This is a genomic window from Streptococcus pseudopneumoniae (assembly GCF_038148935.1).
Classification (GTDB): domain Bacteria; phylum Bacillota; class Bacilli; order Lactobacillales; family Streptococcaceae; genus Streptococcus; species Streptococcus pseudopneumoniae_U.
This window is the reverse complement of sequence record NZ_JBBJZX010000001.1, coordinates 23072-49071: the sequence shown is the minus strand read 5'-3', so window position 1 is coordinate 49071 and position 26000 is coordinate 23072. Positions and strand designations below refer to the sequence as shown.

Annotated in this window: 29 protein-coding genes; 25 read left to right on the top strand and 4 right to left on the bottom strand. The window is 40.8% G+C overall.

Annotated elements, in window-relative coordinates; translation table 11 throughout:
* The first annotated feature begins 96 nt into the window (after positions 1-96).
* Positions 97-1704, top strand: coding sequence for a CTP synthase (locus WKI42_RS00255; RefSeq protein WP_057487515.1), 1608 nt, complete (start codon positions 97-99; stop codon positions 1702-1704).
* Positions 1705-2072: 368 nt separating this feature from the next.
* Here WKI42_RS00255 and WKI42_RS00250 read toward each other — a convergent pair whose 3' ends face one another.
* Positions 2073-3704, bottom strand: coding sequence for a Na/Pi cotransporter family protein (locus WKI42_RS00250; RefSeq protein WP_173229511.1), 1632 nt, complete (start codon positions 3702-3704; stop codon positions 2073-2075).
* 239 nt (positions 3705-3943) lie between these two features.
* On the opposite strand from WKI42_RS00250, the gene WKI42_RS00245 reads away from it, so the two are divergent.
* The 12 genes from WKI42_RS00245 (at position 3944) to dnaJ (ending at position 15082) form a co-directional block, all read left to right on the top strand.
* Positions 3944-5140: a phosphoglycerate kinase gene (locus tag WKI42_RS00245; protein WP_001096743.1), complete on the top strand. Its 1197-nt coding sequence runs from the start codon at positions 3944-3946 to the stop codon at positions 5138-5140.
* Positions 5141-5275: 135 nt separating this feature from the next.
* On the top strand, positions 5276-5803 hold the full coding sequence (locus WKI42_RS00240; RefSeq protein ID WP_000119914.1) for an FUSC family protein: 528 nt from the start codon (positions 5276-5278) through the stop codon (positions 5801-5803).
* 76 nt (positions 5804-5879) lie between these two features.
* Positions 5880-6236, top strand: a complete 357-nt coding sequence (gene glnR, locus WKI42_RS00235) for a transcriptional repressor GlnR (protein ID WP_173262073.1) — start codon at positions 5880-5882, stop codon at positions 6234-6236.
* Between the two features lie 36 nt (positions 6237-6272).
* Positions 6273-7619 carry a type I glutamate--ammonia ligase gene (gene glnA, locus WKI42_RS00230; protein WP_368080868.1) on the top strand — a complete coding sequence of 449 codons (1347 nt, stop codon included), beginning with the start codon at positions 6273-6275 and terminating at the stop codon, positions 7617-7619.
* A gap of 113 nt (positions 7620-7732) precedes the next feature.
* Positions 7733-8053, top strand: a complete 321-nt coding sequence (locus WKI42_RS00225; RefSeq protein WP_000423972.1) for a PadR family transcriptional regulator — start codon at positions 7733-7735, stop codon at positions 8051-8053.
* Positions 8053-8628, top strand: a complete 576-nt coding sequence (locus WKI42_RS00220; protein ID WP_368080867.1) for a DUF2812 domain-containing protein — start codon at positions 8053-8055, stop codon at positions 8626-8628. The genes WKI42_RS00225 and WKI42_RS00220 overlap by 1 nt, the downstream gene beginning before the upstream one ends.
* A gap of 34 nt (positions 8629-8662) precedes the next feature.
* Entirely contained in the window at positions 8663-9175 is a 513-nt protein-coding gene (locus WKI42_RS00215) for a DUF2812 domain-containing protein (RefSeq protein WP_368080877.1), read from the top strand.
* Between the two features lie 160 nt (positions 9176-9335).
* Positions 9336-10370 (top strand): heat-inducible transcriptional repressor HrcA, encoded by a 1035-nt coding sequence (hrcA, locus tag WKI42_RS00210; protein WP_368080866.1) that lies wholly within the window; start codon positions 9336-9338, stop codon positions 10368-10370.
* 26 nt (positions 10371-10396) lie between these two features.
* Entirely contained in the window at positions 10397-10921 is a 525-nt protein-coding gene (grpE, locus tag WKI42_RS00205) for a nucleotide exchange factor GrpE (protein WP_368080865.1), read from the top strand.
* A gap of 476 nt (positions 10922-11397) precedes the next feature.
* Positions 11398-13221 carry a molecular chaperone DnaK gene (gene dnaK, locus WKI42_RS00200; RefSeq protein ID WP_368080864.1) on the top strand — a complete coding sequence of 608 codons (1824 nt, stop codon included), beginning with the start codon at positions 11398-11400 and terminating at the stop codon, positions 13219-13221.
* Complete coding sequence (locus WKI42_RS00195; RefSeq protein WP_050242236.1) at positions 13221-13676, top strand: hypothetical protein; 456 nt, start codon at positions 13221-13223, stop codon at positions 13674-13676. The genes dnaK and WKI42_RS00195 overlap by 1 nt, the downstream gene beginning before the upstream one ends.
* A gap of 269 nt (positions 13677-13945) precedes the next feature.
* A complete protein-coding gene (dnaJ, locus tag WKI42_RS00190; protein WP_368080863.1) occupies positions 13946-15082 on the top strand; it encodes a molecular chaperone DnaJ in 1137 nt (378 codons plus the stop codon).
* Between the two features lie 450 nt (positions 15083-15532).
* Here dnaJ and WKI42_RS00185 read toward each other — a convergent pair whose 3' ends face one another.
* Both WKI42_RS00185 and WKI42_RS00180 read right to left on the bottom strand, forming a co-directional pair.
* Positions 15533-15820 carry a hypothetical protein gene (locus WKI42_RS00185; protein ID WP_000777754.1) on the bottom strand — a complete coding sequence of 96 codons (288 nt, stop codon included), beginning with the start codon at positions 15818-15820 and terminating at the stop codon, positions 15533-15535.
* Positions 15821-15829: 9 nt separating this feature from the next.
* Entirely contained in the window at positions 15830-16240 is a 411-nt protein-coding gene (locus WKI42_RS00180) for an HIT family protein (RefSeq protein WP_368080862.1), read from the bottom strand.
* Between the two features lie 67 nt (positions 16241-16307).
* Between WKI42_RS00180 and WKI42_RS00175 the strand changes: the two genes are divergently transcribed.
* Together WKI42_RS00175 and WKI42_RS00170 are read left to right on the top strand one after the other, a co-directional pair.
* The gene (locus WKI42_RS00175; protein WP_101776843.1) at positions 16308-17039 is read left to right on the top strand and encodes an ABC transporter ATP-binding protein; all 732 of its coding nucleotides are present in this window, start codon (positions 16308-16310) and stop codon (positions 17037-17039) included.
* The gene (locus WKI42_RS00170; RefSeq protein WP_368080861.1) at positions 17036-18085 is read left to right on the top strand and encodes an ABC transporter permease; all 1050 of its coding nucleotides are present in this window, start codon (positions 17036-17038) and stop codon (positions 18083-18085) included. Before WKI42_RS00175 ends, WKI42_RS00170 begins: the two co-directional genes overlap by 4 nt.
* Before the next feature lie 60 nt (positions 18086-18145).
* Here WKI42_RS00170 and WKI42_RS00165 read toward each other — a convergent pair whose 3' ends face one another.
* A complete protein-coding gene (locus WKI42_RS00165; protein ID WP_368080860.1) occupies positions 18146-18475 on the bottom strand; it encodes a helicase BlpT in 330 nt (109 codons plus the stop codon).
* Between the two features lie 295 nt (positions 18476-18770).
* Here WKI42_RS00165 and WKI42_RS00160 point away from each other — a divergent pair, with 295 nt between their 5' ends.
* The 10 genes from WKI42_RS00160 to rimP all read left to right on the top strand — a co-directional run bounded on the left by WKI42_RS00160 (position 18771) and on the right by rimP (position 25960).
* On the top strand, positions 18771-19508 hold the full coding sequence (locus WKI42_RS00160; RefSeq protein ID WP_368080859.1) for a response regulator transcription factor: 738 nt from the start codon (positions 18771-18773) through the stop codon (positions 19506-19508).
* 13 nt (positions 19509-19521) lie between these two features.
* A complete protein-coding gene (locus tag WKI42_RS00155) occupies positions 19522-20871 on the top strand; it encodes a sensor histidine kinase (RefSeq protein ID WP_368080858.1) in 1350 nt (449 codons plus the stop codon).
* 68 nt (positions 20872-20939) lie between these two features.
* The gene (locus tag WKI42_RS00150) at positions 20940-21296 is read left to right on the top strand and encodes a hypothetical protein (protein WP_368080857.1); all 357 of its coding nucleotides are present in this window, start codon (positions 20940-20942) and stop codon (positions 21294-21296) included.
* Positions 21297-21656: 360 nt separating this feature from the next.
* Positions 21657-22061: an immunity protein gene (locus tag WKI42_RS00145; protein WP_368080856.1), complete on the top strand. Its 405-nt coding sequence runs from the start codon at positions 21657-21659 to the stop codon at positions 22059-22061.
* Between the two features lie 84 nt (positions 22062-22145).
* Positions 22146-22835: a lysostaphin resistance A-like protein gene (locus tag WKI42_RS00140; protein ID WP_368080855.1), complete on the top strand. Its 690-nt coding sequence runs from the start codon at positions 22146-22148 to the stop codon at positions 22833-22835.
* A 42-nt stretch (positions 22836-22877) separates the two neighbouring features.
* Positions 22878-23126, top strand: coding sequence for an immunity protein BlpZ (blpZ, locus tag WKI42_RS00135; protein ID WP_000278083.1), 249 nt, complete (start codon positions 22878-22880; stop codon positions 23124-23126).
* Between the two features lie 29 nt (positions 23127-23155).
* Positions 23156-23767: a type II CAAX endopeptidase family protein gene (locus WKI42_RS00130; protein ID WP_368080854.1), complete on the top strand. Its 612-nt coding sequence runs from the start codon at positions 23156-23158 to the stop codon at positions 23765-23767.
* A 160-nt stretch (positions 23768-23927) separates the two neighbouring features.
* Positions 23928-24722: a cell cycle regulator CcrZ gene (gene ccrZ / locus WKI42_RS00125; RefSeq protein ID WP_000362999.1), complete on the top strand. Its 795-nt coding sequence runs from the start codon at positions 23928-23930 to the stop codon at positions 24720-24722.
* Complete coding sequence (gene trmB / locus WKI42_RS00120; RefSeq protein WP_368080853.1) at positions 24719-25354, top strand: tRNA (guanosine(46)-N7)-methyltransferase TrmB; 636 nt, start codon at positions 24719-24721, stop codon at positions 25352-25354. The genes ccrZ and trmB overlap by 4 nt, the downstream gene beginning before the upstream one ends.
* A 126-nt stretch (positions 25355-25480) precedes the next feature.
* Positions 25481-25960 carry a ribosome maturation factor RimP gene (gene rimP / locus WKI42_RS00115; RefSeq protein WP_055386898.1) on the top strand — a complete coding sequence of 160 codons (480 nt, stop codon included), beginning with the start codon at positions 25481-25483 and terminating at the stop codon, positions 25958-25960.
* The last annotated feature ends 40 nt before the right edge of the window (positions 25961-26000 follow it).

Below are 26000 nucleotides of genomic sequence, written 5' to 3'. Positions count from 1 at the left end.
GGTGCAGTTGTCCCAGATTATTCTTATTAGTAGGGTCTTGTTTTCTATGTCCCCACGTAGTTAGCAAGACCTTGAGCATTTTAGAAAGAGGAATCTATGTCTACGAAATATATTTTTGTAACTGGTGGTGTGGTGTCGTCCATTGGGAAAGGGATTGTCGCAGCGAGTCTGGGTCGTCTCTTGAAAAATCGTGGTCTCAAAGTAACCATTCAAAAGTTTGACCCTTATATCAATATTGATCCGGGAACTATGAGTCCTTACCAGCACGGGGAAGTTTTTGTGACAGATGACGGAGCTGAGACAGATTTGGACTTGGGTCACTATGAACGTTTCATCGATATCAATCTCAACAAATATTCCAACGTGACAACTGGGAAAATTTACAGTGAAGTGCTTCGTAAAGAACGCCGTGGAGAATACCTTGGGGCAACCGTTCAGGTCATTCCTCATATCACAGATGCTTTGAAAGAAAAAATCAAGCGTGCCGCTCTAACGACCGACTCTGATGTCATTATCACAGAGGTTGGTGGAACAGTAGGAGATATCGAGTCTTTGCCATTTCTAGAGGCCCTTCGTCAGATGAAGGCAGATGTGGGTGCGGATAATGTCATGTACATCCATACAACCTTGCTTCCTTACCTCAAGGCTGCTGGTGAAATGAAGACCAAACCAACCCAACACTCTGTCAAGGAATTACGCGGTTTGGGAATCCAACCAAATATGTTGGTTATTCGTACAGAAGAGCCAGCTGGTCAAGGAATTAAAAACAAACTGGCCCAGTTCTGTGATGTGGCACCAGAAGCCGTTATCGAATCGTTGGATGTCGAACACCTTTACCAAATTCCATTGAACTTGCAGGCGCAAGGTATGGACCAAATTGTCTGTGACCATTTGAAATTAGACGCACCAGTAGCAGATATGACAGAATGGTCAGCCATGGTGGACAAGGTCATGAACCTCAAGAAACAAGTTAAAATTTCCCTTGTCGGTAAGTATGTTGAATTGCAAGATGCCTACATTTCTGTGGTTGAAGCCTTGAAACACTCTGGTTATGCCAACGATGCAGAAGTTAAAATCAATTGGATCAATGCCAATGATGTGACAGCAGAGAATGTGGCAGAGCTTTTGTCTGATGCAGACGGAATTATCGTACCAGGTGGTTTTGGTCAACGGGGTACGGAAGGGAAAATCCAAGCCATTCGCTATGCGCGTGAGAATGATGTTCCAATGTTGGGTGTCTGCTTGGGAATGCAGTTAACTTGTATTGAATTTGCTCGTCACGTTTTAGGTCTTGAAGGTGCCAATTCTGCAGAGCTTGCACCAGAAACAAAATACCCTATCATTGATATCATGCGTGATCAGATTGATGTTGAGGATATGGGCGGAACCCTTCGTTTGGGGCTTTATCCGTCTAAGTTGAAACGTGGCTCTAAGGCAGCGGCTGCTTATCACAATCAAGAAGTGGTGCAACGCCGTCACCGTCACCGCTATGAGTTTAACAATGCCTTCCGTGAGCAGTTTGAGGCAGCAGGCTTTGTCTTTTCAGGAGTGTCTCCAGACAATCGTCTGGTAGAAATCGTGGAAATTCCTGAAAATAAATTCTTTGTAGCGTGTCAGTATCACCCTGAACTGTCAAGTCGTCCAAATCGTCCAGAAGAACTCTACACTGCCTTTATTACTGCAGCGGTTGAGAACAGCAATTAGCAAAATCAGAACCTTTGAGAAGAATCTCAGAGGTTTTTTGCATACAATGATATTGCAGTATATCTGAGTTAGGAGTCCTCTGTATGTACCTGCTACCGTTGAAATCAATAGCGACTCCCTCTTGCCCTGTGCTAGTGAATGGATTTATCAGTATATTGAAGTGAAATAAAATCTGAACAAATTAATTCGGAAAGCCAAATCAATTTCTAGAAATATTTTAGCAGTCAAGGTGTACTGTTATAGATTCAATACACTATACTTTTTTAATTTAATCCACTATATCTGCAGAATACTCTCTCAGTTTCATTCAGCCTAGTCTTGCTTAGGAAAAGCAAAAAGCCATCCCATTCAGGATAGCTTCTTGGTTTTTAGATTTGTTCTGCAAAAACCTTTTCAGCAAGGTTCATAGCGTGGTCTGATACACGAGTGTAGTGTGAGATGATATCGATAAAGTTTACCCCAGCTTGTGTTGAACATTCGCCTTTATTGAGGCGTTTGATGTGGGTTTTTCTGAGAACACGTTCTATCTTATTGATTGCTTCATGACGTTCTACAAGACTGCGTGCTTTTTCAATATCATTGTTTTCCACACTATCCAGAGCATCTTTGATAAAGTCACTAGTTTGGCGGTAAACTTCCTCTAATTCTTTCAAGGCGGCATCAGAAAATTCAACATTTTTCCGTTGAAGATAGTCAGTCAGATTGAGTAGAGCCTCCGCGTGGTCTCCAATCCGTTCCAAATCACGGGAGGAATCAAGGATATTGGTGAGTACTTCGCTTTCTTTTTGACTGAGAGCTTCGCTTGAAAGGGCAATGAGATAACGTGTTAATTGCTCATCGATGGTGTTAATGGCTTCTTCGGTTTTATGCCCTTTTTCAGCAACTTTTTCATCCAAGTCAATGATGTACTTATAGGAAAGGTCAAAGGCTTTAGCAGCGTAGTTTCCTAAGTGCAAGAGCTCTTTCTTAGCATTTCCGAGAGCGATAGATGGGGCTTGTTTGATGAAATGTTCATCAAGATATAAGGGTTCGTATTTGACAACCTCGTCCTCTCCAGGAATAATCTTGGTTACAAAGTAAGCCAGAGCTCCGATAAATGGAAATTGGACAATGGTATTGGTAATATTAAAGGTTCCGTGAGCAAAGGCAATGGTCATTTCTGGAGCCAGATTGAGTGTAGATTCAAACCAATGAATCAAGCCAGTGAAAGGTACAAGGAAGACAATACAGATAACCGTACCAATCACGTTAAAGGCGACATGGGCACCAGCAACACGTTTGGCAGCGATATTGGCTCCAAGAGAAGCAATAATAGCTGTAATGGTCGTTCCGATATTATCACCAAATAGAACTGGCAAAGCTCCTTGCAGGTCAATGAGATTGCTGGCGTAGAGGTTTTGTAAAATCCCGATGGTAGCTGAGGAAGCTTGAATCAGTAAGGTCAAGCCGGTACCGACAAAGACACCCAAAACAGGATTCTTACTTAGCTCAATCATATAGTCTTTAAAGACCTGTAAATCTTTGAGTGGAGCCATTGCACCGCTCATAAGATTGAGGGCAAAAAAGATACCACCGACACCAAAGAGGATGCGTCCGATATTATTGACTGTTCGATTTTTTGTAAAGAAGAGGCAGACAGCACCGATAAAGAGCATAGGCAGGGCATAGTCACCTAGTTTAAACCCAATAAGAAAGGATGTGACTGTTGTCCCAATATTAGCCCCCATGACAATTCCGATAGCCTGACGTAAGGTTAGGAGACCGGCACTGACCAGGCCGACTGTGATAACTGTTACACCAGAACTCGACTGAATTAGAGCAGTCATCCCAATACCAACCAGAACTCCAAAGAAAGGATTACTAGTATATTTGTCAATGTAAAAACGAAGGCGATCTCCAGCAGCTTGTTGCAAACCGTCTCCCATGGTCTTGATACTATATAAGAATAGTCCCAGACCACCTAAAAAGTGAAATAAAATTTCCTGCCAATTAATGGACATTTCTTTTTCCTCCGAAAAATAATCGCGGAATATCTCCTATTCTATTTTAAAGGATAAAAGTAAATCTAACAAGTGTTAAGCTAAGATTTTAGAAAGAAAATTCGTTAGAAAAAGCAAAAATAATAGACTCTAGCATGTTACAAAGATTAAATATCGAAAAATCTTGTGAAATCTTTCCTTATATTTCCAAAGTGTGATATAATAGTTTCGAATAAAATAAATAAAGGGGTTTTTGTAACATGGCAAAACTTACTGTTAAAGACGTTGACTTGAAAGGTAAAAAAGTCCTCGTTCGTGTTGACTTCAACGTACCATTGAAAGATGGCGTAATCACTAACGACAACCGTATCACAGCAGCTCTTCCAACTATTAAGTACATCATCGAACAAGGTGGACGTGCAATTCTTTTCTCTCACCTTGGACGTGTGAAAGAAGAAGCTGATAAAGCTGGTAAATCACTTGCTCCTGTAGCAGCTGACTTGGCAGCAAAACTTGGTCAAGATGTTGTGTTCCCAGGTGTTACTCGTGGTGCTGAATTGGAAGCAGCTATCAACGCTCTTGAAGATGGACAAGTTCTCTTGGTTGAAAACACTCGTTACGAAGATGTTGACGGCAAAAAAGAATCTAAAAACGATCCTGAACTTGGTAAATACTGGGCATCACTTGGAGATGGTATCTTCGTAAACGATGCATTCGGTACAGCTCACCGTGCACACGCATCTAACGTTGGTATCTCAGCAAACGTTGAAAAAGCAGTTGCTGGTTTCCTTCTTGAAAACGAAATTGCCTACATCCAAGAAGCAGTTGAAACTCCAGAACGTCCATTCGTGGCTATCCTTGGTGGTTCAAAAGTATCTGACAAGATCGGTGTTATCGAAAACTTGCTTGAAAAAGCTGATAAAGTCCTTATCGGTGGTGGTATGACTTACACATTCTACAAAGCACAAGGTATCGAAATCGGTAACTCACTTGTAGAAGAAGACAAATTGGATGTTGCGAAAGCTCTTCTTGAAAAAGCAAACGGGAAATTGATCTTGCCAGTTGACTCAAAAGAAGCTAACGCATTTGCTGGTTACACTGAAGTGCGTGACACTGAAGGTGAAGCAGTTTCTGAAGGCTTCCTTGGTCTTGACATCGGTCCAAAATCTATCGCTAAATTTGACGAAGCTTTGACTGGCGCTAAAACAGTTGTATGGAACGGACCTATGGGTGTATTTGAAAACCCAGACTTCCAAGCTGGTACAATCGGTGTGATGGACGCTATCGTGAAACAACCAGGCGTTAAATCAATCATCGGTGGTGGTGACTCAGCTGCCGCAGCAATCAACCTTGGTCGTGCAGACAAGTTCTCATGGATTAGTACGGGCGGAGGTGCTTCAATGGAACTTCTCGAAGGTAAAGTATTGCCAGGTTTGGCTGCACTTACAGAAAAATAAGATTAACTAAATGAATCAAATAAGAGAGGGATGAAAGTTCCTCTTTTCTTTTGCTTAAAATAAAAACGCTTCCTCTCAACTATTGCTCATAAAATCAGCCAATTTATGATAAAATGGAAATAGAAAGTTGAGATTATGAGTTATTTTAAAAAATATAAATTCGATAAATCCCAGTTCAAACTTGGTATGCGAACCTTTAAAACAGGTATTGCTGTTTTTCTAGTTCTCTTGATTTTTGGCTTTTTTGGCTGGAAAGGTCTTCAAATCGGTGCTTTGACAGCCGTTTTTAGCTTGAGGGAGAGTTTTGATAAGAGTGTTCATTTTGGGACTTCGCGTATTCTAGGAAATAGTATCGGTGGCCTCTATGCCTTGGTTTTCTTCCTAATAAATAGTTTTTTCCACGAAGCCTTTTGGGTGACCTTGGTAGTTGTTCCAATCTGCACCATGTTAACCATTATGACAAATGTAGCCATGAATAACAAAGCAGGGGTTATTGGTGGTGTAGCGGCTATGTTAATCATTACCCTATCGATCCCGAGCGGAGAGACAATTTTGTACGTATTTGCGCGTGTATCAGAAACTTTCATGGGAGTTTTTGTCGCAATTCTCGTAAATTACGATATTGATCGTATTCGGCTCTTTTTAGAGAAAAAAGAAAAATAATGTTACATTTTATAACATTATCAATTGACGTTTGTCTTTTTTTAGACTATAATAGACAGAAAGAAGGAAATTGTAAATGAAGGAAAAAGAATTTCGCCGAAATATGGCTGTTTTTCCTATCGGCAGTGTTATGAAGTTGACCGATCTATCGGCGCGTCAGATTCGTTATTATGAAGATCAAGAGTTGATTAAGCCTGATCGAAACGAAGGGAACCGTCGCATGTATTCCTTGAATGACATGGATCGTCTACTTGAAATCAAAGATTATATCTCTGAAGGTTATAATATCGCTGCCATTAAGAAAAAATATGCTGAACGTGAAGCGAAATCCAAGAAAGCGGTGAGTCAGACTGAGGTGCGTCGTGCACTTCACAATGAACTCCTCCAACAGGGTCGCTTTGCTTCACTACAGTCACCTTTTGGTCGCGGTTAGGCAACCGCAAGTAGTCATACATTAAGGAGAAAACTCATGCCAATCACAGCTGCAGATATTCGTCGTGAAGTCAAGGAAAAAAATGTTACCTTTATCCGTCTCATGTTCTCAGATATTTTGGGAACCATGAAAAACGTCGAAATTCCTGCTACAGATGAACAATTAGATAAGGTCTTGTCAAATAAGGCTATGTTTGATGGATCTTCTATTGAAGGGTTTGTACGTATCAATGAGTCAGATATGTACTTGTACCCAGACTTGGATACATGGACAGTCTTCCCTTGGGGAGATGAAAATGGAAGTGTTGCAGGTTTGATCTGTGATGTCTATACAACAGAAGGTGAACCATTTGCGGGGGACCCTCGTGGTAATTTGAAACGAGCTCTTCGTCACATGGAAGAAGTAGGATTCAAATCTTTCAACCTTGGTCCAGAGCCAGAATTCTTCCTATTTAAGTTGGATGAAAATGGAGATCCAACACTTGAAGTGAATGACAAGGGTGGCTACTTTGATTTGGCGCCTACTGACCTTGCGGACAATACACGTCGTGAGATTGTAAATGTCTTGACCAAAATGGGATTTGAAGTAGAAGCCAGTCACCACGAGGTTGCTGTTGGACAGCATGAGATTGACTTTAAGTATGATGAAGTCCTCCGTGCTTGTGATAAGATTCAAATCTTTAAGCTCGTTGTTAAAACCATTGCTCGCAAACACGGACTTTACGCAACCTTTATGGCAAAACCAAAATTTGGTATTGCCGGATCAGGTATGCACTGTAATATGTCCTTGTTTGATGCAGAAGGAAACAATGCCTTCTTTGATCCAAATGATCCAAAAGGAATGCAGTTGTCAGAAACGGCCTACCATTTCCTTGGTGGTTTGATCAAACATGCCTACAACTATACTGCCATCATGAACTCAACGGTTAACTCATACAAACGTTTGGTTCCAGGTTATGAAGCGCCTGTTTACATTGCTTGGGCTGGTCGTAACCGTTCGCCACTTGTGCGCGTGCCTGCTTCACGTGGTATGGGAACTCGTCTTGAGTTACGTTCAGTGGATCCAATGGCGAACCCTTATATCGCTATGGCAGTTCTTTTGGAAGTTGGTTTGCATGGTATTGAAAACAAAATAGAAGCACCAGCTCCTATCGAAGAAAATATCTACATTATGACAGCAGAAGAGCGTAAGGAAGCTGGCATCACAGACCTTCCATCAACTCTTCACAACGCTTTGAAAGCTCTGACTGAAGATGAAGTTGTCAGAGCAGCTCTTGGAGAACATATCTATACTAGTTTTCTTGAAGCTAAACGAATTGAATGGGCTAGCTATGCAACCTTCGTTTCACAATGGGAAATTGATAATTATTTAGACCTTTACTAATATAGAAGAAAGATTGCCTGAGGGCGGTCTTTTTTCTTGCGTTTTATATCGAGGTGTGATATATTTTATATAACGAAGTGCGATATATCGAACTGAATAGGAGGTGCTTATAAATGGAATTAACGGATAAGATTCGTCGAGTTTATCTTCCCATGACGGAAACGGGTTTTTATATCTTGTTCTGTCTGCAAAAGGAAGGTCATGGTTATAGTATTACGCAAAAGGTCAAGGAGATGACAGATTCGCAAGTTTCGATTAGTCCTGGAACTATGTATGGAACCTTGTCAAAGATGGAAAAGGATGGTTTGATTTCCTTTGTCCGCGAAGAGGAAAAACGGAAAATCTATCAGATCACAGACTTGGGACGCAAAGTCTTAGATATTGAATTGAAGCGTATTGAGCGGCTCTATAGAAACAGTCGGGAGGAAGGATGATGGAAAAGAAAATTGTTAATCGAATTTTTACCATTGCGGATTATGATAGAGAGGCTTTATATCTTAGAAAAATGCATGCTGAGGGCTGGAAACTTAAGGAAGTAAGCTACTCTAACTTAGTAGTTGCGGTTAAGTATACTTTTGAAAAGTGCCAACCGGAGCAAGTGTCTTATCAGTTGGACCTTTATCCCATGAAAAAATCAGAGAGAGCCTCCTATTTACAATTATTTAAAGACTGTGGCTGGGAGCATATTACAAACTTTAATGGGTTTTCCTACTTTAGAAAACTTCATTCTGGAATTGAGTCGGATGCCGAGTTTGAAATTTATAATGACGCGGCCGGGAAGTTAGCTATGGTCAAAAGGATTTTAACGAGGCGGATGCTTCCTATTTTGCTTCTCTTTTTAGCTCTACTACCGGTTTTCTCAAAGTTTGTCACTGGAGGCAGTTCTTTCAGTTGGGAAATGTTTTTGATTGTTATAATAGATGGTGTTTTATTGATAGTCCATGCGATTCAGATTTCTTATATTTTTTGGAGATTGTTTCAAAAGTGGAAAGAATTATCTGATAAATAAAACCATGCATGTTTTCTAATTTGGAGGTGCGATGATGAAAAGCAAACTACAATTTCGGATTTTTACGATTCTTGATGAGGATAAGAAAGAAGAATATTTACATGAGATGCACTTGAAGGGTTGGAGATATAGAACGAGTCGTTTTGGTTTGTTCTATTTTGACCAATGTCAACCAGATGATGTCATCTACTGTATCTATGATTCTAGATTTCTTAAAAAATATAAGCATGAACTGCAAGATTTTAGAAATAGAGGTTGGGAATTGATAGGAGCAGGTTCTTGTTCGATTCTTCGTAAATCGTCTTCTAATTTACTTCCAGAGGATCAAGTCTATATGAGCAAGGGGCTCAGATGGGAAGTTATGCAATCTAGACTTCGTTCCTGTACAGCTACTTTCGCGGCTGGCCTTGTTGTTTGTATGAGTTTATTTAAAGAAGAGCTTTCTATGTCTTTCTTTATTATTTTTCTTTTATATGCCTTTCTGATTTCTTATCTAATCCTTGGTTTTTTCAGACTTAAAAGGAAATACAAAATGAATGGAAGGTAAGGTTCTAGGTCTTCAGACTGATTTTTAGCACTCTTGGCAAAAGAGTGCTAATTTTTTGAGTTTTTGTCTTGACATTCTCTTTTAAGGGTGTATAATAGAATCATAAGTTAGCACTTGAACGTGTCGAGTGCTAATCGGTCAGACAGAGAGGAGTGATGAGATGGTTACAGAGCGTCAGCAGGATATTTTAAATCTGATTATTGACATCTTTACCAAAACGCACGAACCTGTCGGATCCAAAGCCTTGCAAGAGTCTATTAACTCTAGCAGTGCAACCATTCGTAATGACATGGCGGCTTTAGAAAAGCAAGGGTTGCTTGAGAAGGCTCATACTTCAAGTGGTCGGATGCCAAGTGTTGCTGGTTTTCAGTACTATGTGAAACACTCACTGGATTTTGAACGACTGGCTGAAAATGAGGTTTATGAGATTGTCAAAGCCTTTGATCAGGAATTCTTCAAACTAGAGGATATTCTGCAAGAGGCTGCTAATCTACTAACAGACTTGAGTGGCTGCACGGTAGTAGCACTGGACGTTGAGCCGAGCAGGCAACGGTTGACAGCCTTTGATATCGTTGTTTTGGGGCAACATACAGCCTTGGCAGTATTTACCCTAGACGAGTCTCGAACGGTTACCAGTCAGTTTCTGATTCCAAGAAACTTCTTGCAGGAAGATTTGCTGAAACTGAAGGCAATCATTCAGGAACGTTTCCTCTCTCACACCGTTTTAGATGTTCACTACAAGATTCGGACGGAGATTCCGCAGATTATCCAGCGTTACTTTACAACAACGGATAATGTCATGGATCTCTTTGAACACATCTTTAAGGAAATGTTCAACGAAAACATTGTGGTGGCCGGCAAGGTCAATCTCTTGAATTTTGCTAATCTGGCAGCCTATCAGTTCTTTGATCAACCGCAAAAGGTTGCCTTGGAGATTCGTGAAGGGCTGCATGAAGATCAGATGCAAAATGTCCGTGTTGCAGACAGTCAAGAGTCCTGTCTAGCTGACCTAGCGGTGATTAGTAGCAAGTTCCTTATTCCTTATCGGGGAGTTGGAATTCTAGCAATTATCGGTCCGGTCAATCTGGATTACCAACAGCTAATCAACCAAGTCAATGTAGTCAATCGTGTTTTGACCATGAAGTTGACAGATTTTTACCGCTACCTCAGTAGTAATCATTACGAAGTACATTAAGATTGAAATCATTAAAGGAGGCGAAAATGGCCCAAGATATAAAAAATGAAGAAGTAGAAGAAGTCCAAGAAGAGGAAGTTGTGGAAACGGTAGAAGAAACAACTCCTGAGAAGTCTGAGTTGAACTTGGCAAATGAACGTGCAGATGAGTTCGAAAATAAATACCTTCGCGCTCATGCGGAAATGCAAAATATCCAACGCCGTGCCAATGAAGAGCGTCAAAACTTACAACGTTATCGTAGCCAGGACTTGGCAAAAGCAATCTTGCCATCACTCGACAATCTTGAGCGTGCACTCGCAGTTGAAGGATTGACAGATGATGTCAAAAAAGGATTGGAGATGGTGCAAGAAAGCTTGATTCATGCTTTGGAAGAAGAAGGAATCGAAGAAATCGCAGCTGATGGCGAATTTGACCATAACTATCATATGGCCATCCAAACTCTCCCAGCAGACGATGAACACCCAGCAGATACCATCGCTCAAGTCTTCCAAAAAGGCTACAAACTCCATGATCGTATCCTACGCCCAGCCATGGTAGTGGTGTACAACTAAGATACAAAGCCCGTAAAAAGCTCACAGTAAAAATAGGAGATTGACGAAGTGTTCGATGAACACAAGAAAATCTATCTTTTTTACTCAGAGCTTAGGGCGTGTTCGATTAGGCAATTCTGACGGTAGATAAAGCAACTCGTCAGAAAACGGCAATCGCTATGGCGTTTGCCTAGCCTCCTTACTAACTCGTTGTCGAAATAAAATCGATTTCGACTCCTCGTGTCGCAATTTACATAATAGAAAACTTGTCCGAAACGACAATAAACTATGAAAGAAAGATAAAAAGCAAGCCGGAGGCTTGCAAGGAAGATATTTCCCGCCGTGGTGAAAGTTTCAGTAGCTTTTGCTACTGAAACAGGGGATTTTTGAGACAATAGGCTCAAAAATAAGTGATGAAATCCCGTAGGGAGTTGCTCACGTCCTCACCACTTAAGGGGAATATCAAAATTCGAATTAAAATTTAAGGAGAAAAACACATGTCTAAAATTATCGGTATTGACTTAGGTACAACAAACTCAGCAGTAGCAGTTCTTGAAGGAACTGAAAGCAAAATCATCGCAAACCCAGAAGGAAACCGCACAACTCCATCTGTAGTATCATTCAAAAACGGCGAAATCATCGTTGGTGATGCTGCGAAACGTCAAGCAGTTACAAACCCAGATACAGTCATCTCTATCAAATCTAAAATGGGAACTTCTGAAAAAGTTTCTGCAAACGGAAAAGAATACACTCCACAAGAAATCTCAGCTATGATTCTTCAATACTTGAAAGGCTACGCTGAAGACTACCTTGGTGAAAAAGTAACCAAAGCAGTTATCACAGTTCCTGCTTACTTCAACGACGCTCAACGTCAAGCAACAAAAGACGCTGGTAAAATCGCTGGTCTTGAAGTAGAACGTATTGTCAACGAACCAACTGCAGCCGCTCTTGCTTACGGTTTGGACAAGACTGATAAAGAAGAAAAAATCTTGGTATTTGACCTTGGTGGTGGTACATTCGACGTCTCTATCCTTGAATTGGGTGACGGTGTCTTCGACGTATTGTCAACTGCAGGGGACAACAAACTTGGTGGTGACGACTTTGACCAAAAAATCATTGACCACTTGGTAGCAGAATTCAAGAAAGAAAACGGTATTGACTTGTCTACTGACAAGATGGCAATGCAACGTTTGAAAGATGCAGCTGAAAAAGCGAAGAAAGACCTTTCTGGTGTAACTTCAACTCAAATCAGCTTGCCATTTATCACTGCTGGTGAAGCTGGACCTCTTCACTTGGAAATGACTTTGACTCGTGCTAAATTTGACGATTTGACTCGTGACCTTGTAGAACGTACAAAAGTTCCAGTTCGTCAAGCCCTTTCAGATGCTGGTTTAAGCTTGTCAGAAATCGATGAGGTTATTCTTGTCGGTGGTTCAACTCGTATCCCAGCTGTTGTAGAAGCTGTGAAAGCTGAAACTGGTAAAGAACCAAACAAATCAGTAAACCCTGATGAAGTAGTTGCTATGGGTGCTGCGATTCAAGGTGGTGTGATTACTGGTGATGTTAAAGACGTTGTCCTTCTTGACGTAACACCATTGTCACTTGGTATCGAAACAATGGGTGGAGTATTTACAAAACTCATCGACCGTAACACAACAATTCCAACATCTAAATCACAAGTCTTCTCAACAGCAGCAGACAACCAACCAGCCGTTGATATCCACGTTCTTCAAGGTGAACGCCCAATGGCAGCAGATAACAAGACTCTTGGACGTTTCCAATTGACAGATATCCCAGCTGCACCTCGTGGAATTCCTCAAATCGAAGTAACATTTGACATCGACAAGAACGGTATCGTGTCTGTTAAGGCCAAAGACCTTGGAACTCAAAAAGAACAAACTATTGTGATCCAATCTAACTCAGGCTTGACTGACGAAGAAATCGACCGCATGATGAAAGATGCAGAAGCTAATGCTGAAGCAGATAAGAAACGTAAAGAAGAAGTAGACCTTCGTAACGAAGTAGACCAAGCTATCTTTACGACTGAAAAGACAATCAAGGAAACTGAAGGCAAAGGCTTCGACGCAGAACGTGACGCTGCTCAAGCTGCCCTTGATGACCTTAAGAAAGCTCAAGAAGACAACAACTTGGACGACATGAAAGCAAAACTTGAAGTATTGAACGAAAAAGCTCAAGGACTTGCTGTTAAACTCTACGAACAAGCCGCAGCAGCTCAACAAGCTCAAGCAGGAGTAGAAGGCGCACAAGCAACAGGAAACGCAGGCGATGACGTCGTAGACGGAGAGTTTACGGAAAAGTAATGAGTAGTAATATTAATCTTTTTGAAGTAGTTGATTCTAAGGAACAGTACGAAAAATTCACTGCTTTGGCACGTGAAAGCTATACTGAGTTACAGAGTCAGATAAAAAATAAATTCCAATCTGGTCAAAAAGAAGAACTATTAGAATACAAAGTAAATATTTTAGCAGAGCATGCGAATAAGGAAAATGATATAAGTATTATTAGTAATTTGATTTTTGGTATTTTTCTACCAGCAATTGTAACGTATGTGACAGCGCTTATTCTTAATAATTTTGATAAAGATATTAGTTCTAACTCATTTCTTATCTCTCTAATTCAAATGATTTTATCAACTTTTGTTATTTTTTCAGCTATCTTTAATCTAAATAGATATAACAAGACTCTTATGAAGAGGAGAGCTAATATTTCTTTGAAAAGAGCTATAGTGTTTTTAGAAAATTATGAAGTTGATTAATAGCTTAAAGAAATCCAGAGGTTGCAACCCAGCCTCTGTTTTTCGGTAAAAAGGAACGACACTAATATTTTGATTCGTTTCGCAATACTAACAGAAAGGAACAAGGGTGTTCGTAACTGAACACGGGTTTCCAAATTTCTTACTCAATATGAAAGAAAGGAATTGAACCCGACCTAAATTCTTGGAAAAAAGATAAATCTGTCGAGGAGCATCGCTCCAGCGTCAGATTTCCTATTTTCCAGTCGAATTTTACGGTCTTGGTATCTTGTATGAACAATACTGAATTTTATGATCGTCTGGGGGTGTCAAAAAACGCTTCGGCAGACGAGATCAAAAAGGCTTATCGTAAGCTTTCGAAAAAATACCACCCAGATATCAATAAGGAGCCTGGTGCTGAGGAAAAGTACAAGGAAGTTCAGGAAGCCTATGAGACTTTGAGTGACGACCAAAAACGGGCTGCCTATGACCAATACGGTGCTGCTGGAGCCAACGGTGGTTTTGGTGGAGCTGGTGGTTTCGGCGGTTTCGATGGGGCAGGAGGCTTCGGTGGTTTTGAGGATATTTTCTCAAGTTTCTTCGGCGGAGGCGGTGCTTCACGCAATCCAAATGCTCCTCGTCAGGGGGATGACCTTCAATACCGTGTGAACTTGACCTTTGAAGAAGCTATTTTTGGAGCTGAAAAAGAAGTCAAATATAACCGTGAAGCAAGCTGTAGTACATGTAACGGTTCTGGTGCTAAGCCAGGAACAAGTCCAGTCGCTTGTGGACGCTGTCATGGTGCTGGTGTCATTAACGTCGATACACAGACTCCGCTTGGTATGATGCGTCGCCAAGTAACCTGTGATGTCTGTCATGGTCGCGGAAAAGAAATCAAAGATCCATGTACAACATGTCACGGTACTGGTCATGAAAAACAAGCCCATAGCGTACATGTGAAAATCCCTGCTGGTGTGGAAACTGGTCAACAAATTCGCTTAGCTGGTCAGGGTGAAGCAGGATTTAACGGTGGACCTTATGGTGACTTGTATGTAGTAGTTTCTGTGGAAGCCAGCGACAAGTTTGAACGTGAAGGAACTACTATTTTCTACAATCTCAACCTCAACTTTGTTCAAGCGGCTCTTGGTGATACAGTAGATATTCCAACTGTTCACGGTGATGTTGAATTGGTTATCCCAGAGGGAACTCAGACTGGTAAGAAATTCCGCCTACGTGGCAAGGGAGCTCCAAGCCTTCGTGGCGGTGCAGTTGGTGACCAATACGTTACCGTTAATGTCGTAACACCGACAGGCTTGAACGAACGCCAAAAAGCAGCCTTGAAAGAATTCGCAGCTGCAGGTGATTTAAAAGTCAATCCAAAGAAAAAAGGCTTCTTTGACCATATTAAAGATGCCTTTGAAGGAGAATAAAGCAAAAAGAGCCGTTGGGCTCTTTTTTTATAGATTTTTTAAAACTTTCCTTAAGTAATGACGGACGGTAGCGACCTTCTTCGAAGTTCCATACCTAAACTTTGAGCCTAGGTCTCAAAGTTTCCGGACACCTGAAACCAAACTGTTTCAGGTGTTTTCATTATGGCGGAAAGTCTGGGGAAGTATTCGATTTAGTTATGAAACGGTGAATAATACTCTTCCAAAATCTCTTCAAACCACGTCAGCGTCGGCTTGTCTACAACCTCAAAACGGTGTTTTGAGCAGACTTCGTCAGTTCTATCCACAACCTCAAAACGGTGTTTTGAGCAGCCTGCGCCTAGCTTTCTAGTTTGCTCTTTGATTTTTATTGAGTATGAGTTGCCTAAATTATGATGTATAGTTGATGGGATATAACTTGTTTACCTTTTAAAAAAGAGCCGTTGGGCTCTTTTACTTATCTTCGATTTCCTGTGTTTCTTTAATCACAGCTAGTCTAGTCTGGATATCTTTTTCCAAGACCTTAAACTTGTAAGTCAGGTCTTCTTGGTATTCCTTGATGAGTTCTTTTTGTTGGTCGATGATTTGTAGGCTGTTTTGGATAATATCCACATCATCCTTGATAGCTTGAACGCGGTCAGTGGTATTCAAGACTTCATCTGTGATGGTTTGGCGATTTTTTGTAACCAGATAACTTCCAGCTGCAGCTCCTGCAAATAGCAGTAGATTGGATAATTTCATGGCAACTCCTTAGGCATTTTTGATGGTTTCAGCGACTTGAGCAAGTTTGTCAAAGTCTGGTTCGTGGACGATAAAATCAATCTTGAGGTCATCGTCCGCACTGTAGCGAGGCACGAGGTGAACGTGGGTATGAAAGACGGTTTGACCTGCGATTTCTTCACAGTTAGCAATGATATTCATACCAGCAGCCTTAGTAGCTTTCATGACTTTTTGAGCTACTTTTGGTACTTGGGCAAAGAGTTGGCTGGCGCTAGTAGCGTTCATTTCCAAAAGATTGCGATAGTGTTCTTTGGGTACGACTAAGGTGTGTCCTGGTGTCAATTGAGAAATATCCAGAAAGGCAAGAACCTGCTCATCTTCATATACTTTTGAAGCAGGAATTTCCCCTGCGATGATTTTACAAAAAATGCAATCTGACATAAAATCTACCTCTACTGTATTGAATTTTGATATAATATAGCTACATTATACCAGATTTGGAGAAAATATGTTAGAAATTAAAAACCTGACAGGTGGCTATGTCCATGTCCCTGTCTTGAAAGATGTGTCTTTTACTGTTGAAAGTGGGCAGTTGGTTGGTTTGATTGGTCTCAATGGCGCTGGTAAATCGACGACAATCAATGAGATTATCGGTCTGTTGACACCTTATAGTGGTTCTATCAATATCAATGGCTTGACCCTGCAAGAAGATGCAACGAGCTACCGCAAGCAAATTGGCTACATTCCTGAGACACCTAGTCTGTATGAGGAATTGACCCTCAGAGAGCATATCGAAACGGTTGCCATGGCTTATGGTATTGAGCAGAAAGTGGCTTTTGATCGAGTAGAACCTTTGTTAAAAATGTTCCGTCTGGATCAGAAATTGGACTGGTTCCCTGTTCATTTTTCCAAAGGGATGAAGCAAAAGGTCATGATTATCTGTGCTTTTGTGGTGGATCCGAGTCTTTTCATCGTGGATGAACCTTTCCTTGGTCTGGATCCGCTAGCTATTGCGGACTTGATTCAGCTTTTGGAAGTGGAAAAGCAAAAAGGCAAGTCTATTCTCATGAGTACCCACGTGCTGGATTCGGCTGAGAAGATGTGTGATGCCTTTGTCATTCTCCACAAGGGAGAGGTGCGTGCCAAGGGGAATTTAGCACAACTGCGCGAAGCCTTTGACATGCCTGAGGCTAGTTTGAATGATATTTACTTGGCTCTGACCAAAGAGGAGGAGCTATGAAAGACTTGTTTTTAAAGAGAAAGCAGGCTTTTCGTAAGGAGTGTCTTGGTTATTTGCGCTACGTTCTCAATGACCACTTTGTCTTGTTCCTGCTTGTCTTGCTAGGTTTTTTAGCCTACCAGTACAGTCAACTCTTGCAACATTTTCCTGAAAATCGTTGGCCTATCCTTCTGTTTGTAGGAATTACGTCTGTTTTACTTTTGCTTTGGGGAGGAATTGCCACCTATATGGAGGCTCCAGACAAGCTCTTTCTCTTAGTCGGAGAAGAGGAAATCAAGCTCCATCTCAAGCGTCAAACTGGCATTTCCCTAGTCTTTTGGCTCTTTGTCCAGACCCTTTTCTTGCTATTGTTTGCGCCCTTATTTTTAGCCATGGGTTATGGCTTACCTGTTTTTCTGGTCTATGTGCTTTTATTAGGAGTAGGAAAATATTTCCTCTTTCGTCAAAAGGCCAGCAAATTTTTTACGGAAACTGGACTGGACTGGGACTATGTCATTTCCCAAGAAAGCAAGCGTAAGCAAGTCTTGCTTCGTTTCTTTGCCCTCTTTACCCAGGTCAAGGGGATTTCAAACAGCGTCAAGCGTCGTGCCTATCTGGACTTTATCCTAAAGGCTGTTCAGAAGGTGCCTGGGAAGATTTGGCAAAATCTCTATCTGCGTTCTTATCTGCGAAATGGAGATCTCTTTGCTCTCAGTCTCCGTCTTCTCTTGCTTTCTTTGTTGGCGCAGGTCTTTATCGAGCAAGCTTGGATTGCGACAGCAGTGGTAGTGCTGTTTAACTACCTCTTGCTCTTCCAGTTGTTGGCACTCTATCACGCCTTTGACTACCAGTATTTGACCCAACTTTTTCCACTGGACAAGGGGCAAAAGGAAAAAGGCTTGCAGGCGGTAGTCCGAGGATTGACCAGTTTGGTCTTAGTGGTGGAATTAGTTGTCGGACTTGTGACCTTCCAAGAAAAATTGGCCCTTTTAGCCTTGCTGGGAGCTGGTTTGGTTTTACAAGTCTTGTATCTGCCTTATCAGGTGAAACGCCAGATGCAGGACTAACATTGCTTATATGAAACAAAAAAGAAGTTGAGTTCAATTTAGCTCAGCTTCTTTTATTTTCTACAAGAGAATGGTTGGTCCATAGAGACTTAACTTGGTCTTGACTTGGTCAAAATGGAAACGGTCATAGGCTCGCCAAGCGGCGCGAGTAGAAGCATCTGGATTGAGGGCGCTGAGTCCCATGAGAAGACTGGAAGTCTGGTAAAATTTTTCCAGTTCAATCAAGACTCGATTATCCACTGTTTCAGCCTTGGCTAGAAAACCAAGAATAGAATTTAATTGCTCCTGAAAGCGGATGTCGTCAGCTGTTGCCTGTTTGCATGCTTGGTAGGCTTTGTTTAAGTCAGTAATCAAAGTCTGAGCTCTTTTGATGGGATTTGTATCTGTCATGAGAATTCCTCCTTTAATCTGGATGCCAGTCTTACTTCTAGCAACTGTGTTTTGATACTGTCAGTCTATCACTTTTATCTCCTTTTTCGCCTTCAAATCTTTAATTGCTCTTGAAATTTCCTGAATGGTACTGTTAAGATTTTATGATAAAATAGTTGTGAGATTATCATGCTTATTTGAGGAACAAGATACCTTTCAGGAGCTTTGAAGGCCTGTTTAAGATTTGGTGGGCTTGTATCATGGTATTTTTGCTATTCTCTTTTTAGGAAGAAATTGAAACAAGGGGAGTAAGAAGATGAGAATATTTGTTTTAGAAGATGATTTTTCCCAGCAGACCAGGATTGAAACGACGATTGAGAAACTCTTGAAGGAACACCATATCACTCCCAGCTCTTTTGAGGTCTTTGGCAAGCCAGACCAACTGCTGGCAGAGGTGCATGAGAAGGGGGCGCATCAGCTATTCTTTTTGGATATTGAGATTCGAAATGAGGAGATGAAGGGTCTGGAAGTGGCTAGAAAGATTCGGGCTCGGGATCCTTATGCTCTGATTGTCTTTGTGACAACTCACTCGGAGTTTATGCCCCTGTCCTTTCGCTACCAAGTGTCTGCTTTGGACTACATTGATAAGGCCTTGTCGGCAGAGGAGTTTGAATCTCGGATCGAGACAGCCCTCCTCTATGCCAATAGTCAAGACAGTAAAAGTCTGGCGGAAGATTGCTTTTACTTTAAATCAAAATTTGCTCAATTCCAGTATCCTTTTAAAGAGGTTTATTATCTCGAAACATCGCCCAGAGCCCATCGTGTCATTCTCTATACCAAGACGGATAGGCTGGAATTTACGGCGAGTTTAGAGGAAGTTCTCAAGCAGGAGCCCCGTCTCTTGCAATGCCATCGCTCTTTTCTCATCAATCCTGCCAATGTGGTTCGTTTGGATAAGAAAGAAAAACTTCTTTACTTTCCCAATGGTGGAAGCTGTCTAATCGCGCGTTATAAGGTCAGGGAAGTGTCTGAGGCTATCAATAACTTGCATTGAGCTAGGAGAGTTTATGAATATTGCTTGGATATTATTGTATACACTTGTTACTCATGGACTAGAAATTGTCATTTTCTTTAAGGTGGATGGAATTGGTCTCACTTTTGAGAGGATTTTTAAAGCCTTTCTTTTTAAGATACTGTTGGCCTTTGTTTTTTTAATGATTGGCTATATGGTAGGAGATAGTTTCCTATTTTATTTTATGGAACCCTTGTACGGTATAGGTTTGTCTTTCTTACTGTTAAGAGGGCTTCCTAAAAAACTCCTCTTCTTTTATGGTCTCTTTCCAATGATATTGGTGAATCTCTTTTATAGAGGGGTCTCCTATTTTGTGCTTCCATTTTTGGGACAAGGGCAAGTATATGATGACTACTCATTTGCTTGGTTATGTATAATAATTTTCAATTTCTTCATTTCCCTAGCCTTTTTGAAATGGTTGAACTATGATTTCACTAACTTGAGAAGGGAGATTCTAGATAAAGCTTTTCAAAAGTCTCTGACTAAGATTAACTGGATAATGGGAGCCTACTATTTGGTGATACAAACTCTGTCTTACTTTGAATATGAACAAGGTATTCAATCAAAGACTGTGCGCCATCTGATCCTAGTGTTTTACTTGGTCTTTTTTATGGGGATTATCAAGAAATTGGATACCTATTTGAAGGAAAAACTCCATGAGAGATTGGACCAAGAGCAGGCCTTGCGCTACAGAGATATGGAACGCTATAGTCGGCATATAGAGGAGCTTTATAAGGAAGTCCGGAGTTTTCGGCATGATTATAGCAACCTCTTGACCAGCTTACGTCTGGGCATTGAAGAGGAGGATATGGAGCAGATAAAAGAGGTCTACGACTCGGTCTTAAAGGATTCCAGTGAGAAATTGCAGGACAATAAATATGACCTTGGTCGATTGGTAAATATTCGTGATAAAGCCCTCAAAAGTCTTCTAGCAGGGAAATTTCTAAAAGCTAGTGATAAGAAGATTGTCTTTAATGTTGAAGTTCCTGAGGAGATTCAGGTCGAGGGGATGAGCCTACTTGATTTTCTAACCATTGTGTCTATCCTTTGTGACAATGCCATTGAAGCTAGTGCAGAGGCCAGTCAACCTCACGTTTCAATTGCCTTTTTAAAAAATGGAGAACAAGAGACCTTTATCATTGAAAACTCCATCAAAGAAGAGAGCATCGATATTTCTGAAATCTTCTCCTTTGGAGCAAGTTCTAAAGGGGAGGAAAGAGGAGTTGGTCTCTATACTGTCATGAAAATTGTGGAAAGTCATCCCAATACCAGTCTAAATACCACCTGCCAAAATCAAGTCTTTCGTCAGGTTTTAACAGTTCACTCGATGTCAGTTGATGATTAGAAGACTTGTGCAAAGAAGTACTGCCTGCAGTCATCAATTAAAATGCCATAGTATATGAGGTGCCCTATATGAATAAGAAATCCTTTTTTATCATCTGTTCTACGTTGATTATAGCATCGAATCTTCTCATGATTTCTGTGGTGAACAAGGGAGAAGAAACGGGGGGCAATCTGTTTGTGATTGCTATAGCCTGTGTTATGCTACCAGCCTTTTTATATGCAGTTGAGAACCGAATGGCTTCTTTAATTCGGACAGGGTCAGTAGCTTTACTCTTATTGACAGTATTGTCCTTAGTCCGTCTTGTCAACAGAATAGAGAGGACGCCTGAAATCCTCAACATTATCATTACCCTCCTATTTTTGGCAAGTGGGACAGCTGCTATCCTTGTTGCGATCATGAGAATATATGAGAACAGACGGAAGTAAGGGTGAATAGCTTTCGATTTTAGATTTTTATGTTATCAAATTTTCATAAGGCAAGCATGGTTTCTGTGCTTGCTTTTTAAATTTTTTACAATTCAAGATGTTTTGATGACCATTCGTGATTTGAGTGATCCAAGGTCAAAATAAGTGCTATACTAGCAGTGTAAAGGTTGTAGCTCAACAAACATTCAGGAGGAAATCTTATGAAGAAAAAATACTTGTCATTTTCATCTTGTATCTAATCATGTCCATCTTTCTATATCCGCTTAGGGAGAGTGCTTGGTATCAGCTATTTTATACCATAGCCTATATGATTGCGGTTATGATCTATCTTGCTTTAACTAAAAAGAAAGGAGCAAAGAAATGAAAACTTTTCTTGCTAAAAAACGGAACATCTTCCTTGCGAGATTGTTCCTAGGTCAGTTGCCCTTGCTTGTCTCTACTTATCTTTTTCTATCTCGCCAGTTTTTAAATTTTTCCTTGGTTTTCCAATTTCTTTTAGTGATTATTAACTTGATTTCCATTTTGGTCACTGTTTATCTCACTAGGGAAATGAGGATAAGAGAGTTTGAAGATGATGATTTGGTTAGTCCTAGAACCAATCAACTTATGTATATCGGCTTGACAGGTTTTATGTCTATTATTTGTTTGTATAGAGGTATCACAGCAGGAGAATCTTACCAACAAATAATCGCCTATATTGGCGCTGTTCTCTGCTTAATTATTATGCTTCTACTCATTTGGGGCTTGAAGTATTATAAAAAGTAGCTTGTTTTATATGGGACTAACCTATGGTCTGGCAAGGGGAGGTACTAGGCTAGTCGTTGCCTTGTAGATAGTAGGAGGAGTTCTATGAAAAAACACGCTATTCTTTTCAAAACGAGTGCCATTCTTTCTTATTTATTTTTGTTTTTCGGATTGTTTTGGACAACCCAATTTTGGAGCAATTATTGGGAGTTCTCGTCTTGGGTAGGAAATCTTATCTGGATTCGAAACATCATCAGTCTTCTCTTCATCTGCTTGATGATTTGGATTTTGGTCAGGTCGGGCCATGCTTATCTCTTTCGTATCCCTAGGAAAAAGTGGTTGAGCTATTCTGTTCTGACGGTGTTAGCCGCTGTTGTACTTATCTGCTTTAACTATCTGACAGCTAAACACGTTCAGGGAACTAATGAAGGGTGGAATTTGTTTATTGCCTATAGTGAGACAAATTTTGCGGAGTTTGGTGTTTACCTAACCTTAATCGTACTAGGACCTCTGATGGAAGAATTGGTATGTAGGGGATTGCTTCAACATGCCTTCTTTAAGAATTCGAGGTGGGGGCTGGATCTTCTCTTTCCGTCATTCTTATTTGCCTTGCCCCACTTTTCTAGCTTGCCAAGTCTCGCAGATATTTTTGTCTATACGGCAGTGGGCTGTCTATTTGCCTGTCTAACGTGTTATACGAAGAGTATCTATCCTTCTTATTCGATTCATATTGTTAATAATATCATTGCAAACTTACCATTTTTGCTCACTTTTCTACATAGGGTCTTGGGGTAAAAAAAGCAAAAGGCTTGCTTTTCAGCCATAGAGGAGGTTATCATGTATAAACGCTTATTTTTCCTAGATTCCAAAACCTTAGACTGGTTGACACCCTATATTCTAGTCTTGGCTTCTGACACCATTGCTTTTAATGTTTTTGTGCTAACCTTTGTATCTGCGGTGGTCTTTAATTTCCTAAACCCCATGCTATCTTTAATGGCTATCTTTTTAGGGGGTGGTTATGTGGTCGGATTTTGGTTACTCAAATGGTTTGTTTTGGAAAGGCTAGAACTAAAGAATAACGCGTAGGAAGTCTGTTTGGTGAGGAGGATAATTTTATGGAGTTTTTTGATAAATTTCATGCCTTGTGCTTTGGATTTTTAGTACTACTAATCGTCATTACAGTTCCTTATACGATTAACCATGGGGACTTTTTTCAAAATGAATTTGCATTGATTCTTGTAAGTCTTCTAGTAACCTCGCTGAGCGTTGCTTATGCTAGAAAGTTTGATATGATTTCTTTTGGGATGTTAAGCAAGAAAGACCTTTTGCTTTTCATTGCAATCTTTCTTCTAAGTGTACTTGAGACGCTGGTTTATATTCATTTCTTCGCTATTTCTTCTGGCGCAGGAGTTCAACACTTGGCGGAAGTCAGCAGAGGAATTTCTCTGTCTTTGATTTTGACTTCCTCAGTTTTTGGCCCCATCCAGGAGGAACTCATTTTCAGAGGACTTCTTCAAGGTGCGGTTTTTGACAATTCTTGGTTAGGGCTTGTGCTAACTTCATCTCTCTTTTCTTTCATGCATGGACCTTCTAATGTCCCTTCGTTTATTTTTTATCTACTTGGGGGCTTGTTACTGGGCTTTGCTTATAAAAAGAGCCAAAACCTATGGGTTTCGACTCTAGTTCACATGTTTTATAATACTTGGCCACTCTTATATTATTTATAAAAATCATGAAAAGGTAAGCAGAAGATGGTGCTTGCCTTTTTCTTTCTATAATGATACCCAAGCCAATCCAGAGGCTTTTCTTTGAGAATCGGGTTAGAGCGGTTGACGAATAGGCCAAAAACTAGTAGAATAGTAAGGAAACTTTATACGGAGGAAAGAAATGGATTTGGGTGATAATGAGCTAACACTGACTCCCATACCTGGGAAAAGTGGCAAGGCTTATATGGGTAGCTATCCTGATGGGAAGCGCATCTTTGTAAAAATGAACACCTCTCCAATCCTACCTGGTTTAGCTAGAGAACAAATTGCTCCACAATTATTATGGAGTCGCCGTTTGGCAGATGGGCGTGATATGTGTGCTCAAGAATGGTTGACAGGCAAGATATTGACCCCCTATGATATGAATCGTAAACAAATCGTCAATATTTTAACCCGTCTTCATCGCTCACGTCCGTTGATGACACAGTTGAGTCGTTTGGGATATGCCATGGAAACACCTGTAGATTTACTACAGTCTTGGCAGGAAACGGCTCCAGATGCTTTGCGTAAAAATCATTTTATCAGTGAAGTGATGGCTGATTTACGTCAGACTATTCCAGGATTTAGAGAGGACCATGCGACCATTGTCCATGGAGATGTACGACATAGTAATTGGATTGAGACAGATAGTGGCTTGATTTATTTGGTGGATTGGGATTCGGTTCGCTTGACCGACCGCATGTTTGATGTGGCCCATATGCTCTGCCATTATATTCCAGAACATCAGTGGAAGGAATGGTTGACCTACTACGGTTACAAGTACAATCAGACGGTATTAAATAAATTGTATTGGTACGGTCAATTGTCTTATTTGAGCCAGATTTCCAAGTATTATATGAACCAAGATTTAGAAAATGTCAATCGGGAGATCCATGGCTTACGTCACTTCCGAGACAAGTATGGAAAGAGAAGATGAGAGTTAGAAATCGTAAAGGGGCGACAGAATTACTAGAGGCAAATCCCCAGTATGTGATCCTCAATCCCTTGGAAGCCAAGGGAAAATGGCGGGACTTATTTGGCAATGATAATCCCATTCATGTGGAAGTTGGAAGTGGAAAGGGTGCCTTTGTTTCAGGTATGGCCAAACAAAACCCTGACATCAACTATATCGGGATTGATATTCAAAAGTCTGTTTTGAGTTACGCCTTGGACAAGGTACTTGAAGTTGGAGTGCCTAACATCAAGCTCTTGTGGGTGGATGGTTCTGACTTGACCGACTATTTTGAAGATGGAGAGATTGATCGCTTGTATCTGAACTTTTCAGATCCATGGCCTAAAAAACGCCATGAAAAGCGTCGTTTGACCTACAAGACCTTCTTGGATACCTTCAAACGTATCTTGCCTGAAAATGGAGAAATTCATTTTAAGACGGATAACCGTGGCTTGTTTGAGTATAGCCTAGTGAGTTTTTCTCAGTATGGCATGAAACTCAATGGTGTCTGGCTTGATTTACATGCTAGTGATTTTGAAGGCAATGTCATGACAGAATACGAGCAAAGATTCTCCAACAAGGGGCAAGTTATCTACCGAGTTGAGGCAGAATTTTAAGAAATAGCCTGAAATCAGGCTGTATAAGTGCTTTTGCTTTACATAAGTTAGCAAATGTGCTATACTAAGAGCAAGAATATGAGAAAGAGAGGCGGGGAAATATCTTCGCCTCTTGCTTATGAGGAGGTGGACGCAATCGCAACAATCGTAGAATTAGTCAGAGAAGTTGTAGAACCTGTCATTCAATCACCTTTCGAACTCGTGGATATCGAGTATGGAAAGATTGGCAGTGACATGATTCTCAGTATTTTTGTAGATAAACCTGAAGGAATTACCTTGAACGACACGGCAGACTTGACAGAAATTATCAGTCCTGTCCTAGACACCATCAAGCCAGATCCCTTCCCAGAACAATATTTCCTAGAAATCACCAGTCCAGGCTTGGAACGTCCTTTGAAAACCAAGGATGCCGTTGCTGGAGCGGTTGGGAAATACATCCATGTCGGGCTCTACCAAGCCATCGATAAGCAAAAGGTCTTTGAAGGAACCTTGTTGGCCTTCGAAGAGGACGAGTTGACTATGGAATATATGGACAAGACGCGTAAGAAAACCGTCCAAATTCCATACAGTTTAGTATCAAAAGCACGTTTAGCAGTTAAATTATAGAAAAAGAAAGGATAGCTTTTGAGGATTCAAAAGTGAAGAA

Excerpts from the sequence above, each read along its gene's own strand:
- WKI42_RS00160 (WP_368080859.1), top strand. The coding sequence starts at position 18,771 with ATGAGAATATTTGTTTTAGAAGATGATTTTTCCCAGCAGACCAGGATT.
- WKI42_RS00245 (WP_001096743.1), top strand. The coding sequence starts at position 3,944 with ATGGCAAAACTTACTGTTAAAGACGTTGACTTGAAAGGTAAAAAAGTC.
- dnaJ (WP_368080863.1), top strand. The coding sequence starts at position 13,946 with ATGAACAATACTGAATTTTATGATCGTCTGGGGGTGTCAAAAAACGCT.
- WKI42_RS00240 (WP_000119914.1), top strand. The coding sequence starts at position 5,276 with ATGAGTTATTTTAAAAAATATAAATTCGATAAATCCCAGTTCAAACTT.
- WKI42_RS00140 (WP_368080855.1), top strand. The coding sequence starts at position 22,146 with ATGAAAAAACACGCTATTCTTTTCAAAACGAGTGCCATTCTTTCTTAT.
- blpZ (WP_000278083.1), top strand. The coding sequence starts at position 22,878 with ATGTATAAACGCTTATTTTTCCTAGATTCCAAAACCTTAGACTGGTTG.
- WKI42_RS00165 (WP_368080860.1), bottom strand. The coding sequence starts at position 18,475 with ATGACAGATACAAATCCCATCAAAAGAGCTCAGACTTTGATTACTGAC.
- trmB (WP_368080853.1), top strand. The coding sequence starts at position 24,719 with ATGAGAGTTAGAAATCGTAAAGGGGCGACAGAATTACTAGAGGCAAAT.
- WKI42_RS00170 (WP_368080861.1), top strand. The coding sequence starts at position 17,036 with ATGAAAGACTTGTTTTTAAAGAGAAAGCAGGCTTTTCGTAAGGAGTGT.
- glnR (WP_173262073.1), top strand. The coding sequence starts at position 5,880 with ATGAAGGAAAAAGAATTTCGCCGAAATATGGCTGTTTTTCCTATCGGC.
- hrcA (WP_368080866.1), top strand. The coding sequence starts at position 9,336 with ATGGTTACAGAGCGTCAGCAGGATATTTTAAATCTGATTATTGACATC.
- glnA (WP_368080868.1), top strand. The coding sequence starts at position 6,273 with ATGCCAATCACAGCTGCAGATATTCGTCGTGAAGTCAAGGAAAAAAAT.
- WKI42_RS00145 (WP_368080856.1), top strand. The coding sequence starts at position 21,657 with ATGAAAACTTTTCTTGCTAAAAAACGGAACATCTTCCTTGCGAGATTG.
- WKI42_RS00225 (WP_000423972.1), top strand. The coding sequence starts at position 7,733 with ATGGAATTAACGGATAAGATTCGTCGAGTTTATCTTCCCATGACGGAA.
- WKI42_RS00155 (WP_368080858.1), top strand. The coding sequence starts at position 19,522 with ATGAATATTGCTTGGATATTATTGTATACACTTGTTACTCATGGACTA.
- WKI42_RS00195 (WP_050242236.1), top strand. The coding sequence starts at position 13,221 with ATGAGTAGTAATATTAATCTTTTTGAAGTAGTTGATTCTAAGGAACAG.
- ccrZ (WP_000362999.1), top strand. The coding sequence starts at position 23,928 with ATGGATTTGGGTGATAATGAGCTAACACTGACTCCCATACCTGGGAAA.
- WKI42_RS00255 (WP_057487515.1), top strand. The coding sequence starts at position 97 with ATGTCTACGAAATATATTTTTGTAACTGGTGGTGTGGTGTCGTCCATT.
- WKI42_RS00175 (WP_101776843.1), top strand. The coding sequence starts at position 16,308 with ATGTTAGAAATTAAAAACCTGACAGGTGGCTATGTCCATGTCCCTGTC.
- WKI42_RS00130 (WP_368080854.1), top strand. The coding sequence starts at position 23,156 with ATGGAGTTTTTTGATAAATTTCATGCCTTGTGCTTTGGATTTTTAGTA.
- dnaK (WP_368080864.1), top strand. The coding sequence starts at position 11,398 with ATGTCTAAAATTATCGGTATTGACTTAGGTACAACAAACTCAGCAGTA.
- WKI42_RS00150 (WP_368080857.1), top strand. The coding sequence starts at position 20,940 with ATGAATAAGAAATCCTTTTTTATCATCTGTTCTACGTTGATTATAGCA.
- grpE (WP_368080865.1), top strand. The coding sequence starts at position 10,397 with ATGGCCCAAGATATAAAAAATGAAGAAGTAGAAGAAGTCCAAGAAGAG.
- WKI42_RS00185 (WP_000777754.1), bottom strand. The coding sequence starts at position 15,820 with ATGAAATTATCCAATCTACTGCTATTTGCAGGAGCTGCAGCTGGAAGT.
- WKI42_RS00220 (WP_368080867.1), top strand. The coding sequence starts at position 8,053 with ATGGAAAAGAAAATTGTTAATCGAATTTTTACCATTGCGGATTATGAT.
- WKI42_RS00250 (WP_173229511.1), bottom strand. The coding sequence starts at position 3,704 with ATGTCCATTAATTGGCAGGAAATTTTATTTCACTTTTTAGGTGGTCTG.
- WKI42_RS00215 (WP_368080877.1), top strand. The coding sequence starts at position 8,663 with ATGAAAAGCAAACTACAATTTCGGATTTTTACGATTCTTGATGAGGAT.
- WKI42_RS00180 (WP_368080862.1), bottom strand. The coding sequence starts at position 16,240 with ATGTCAGATTGCATTTTTTGTAAAATCATCGCAGGGGAAATTCCTGCT.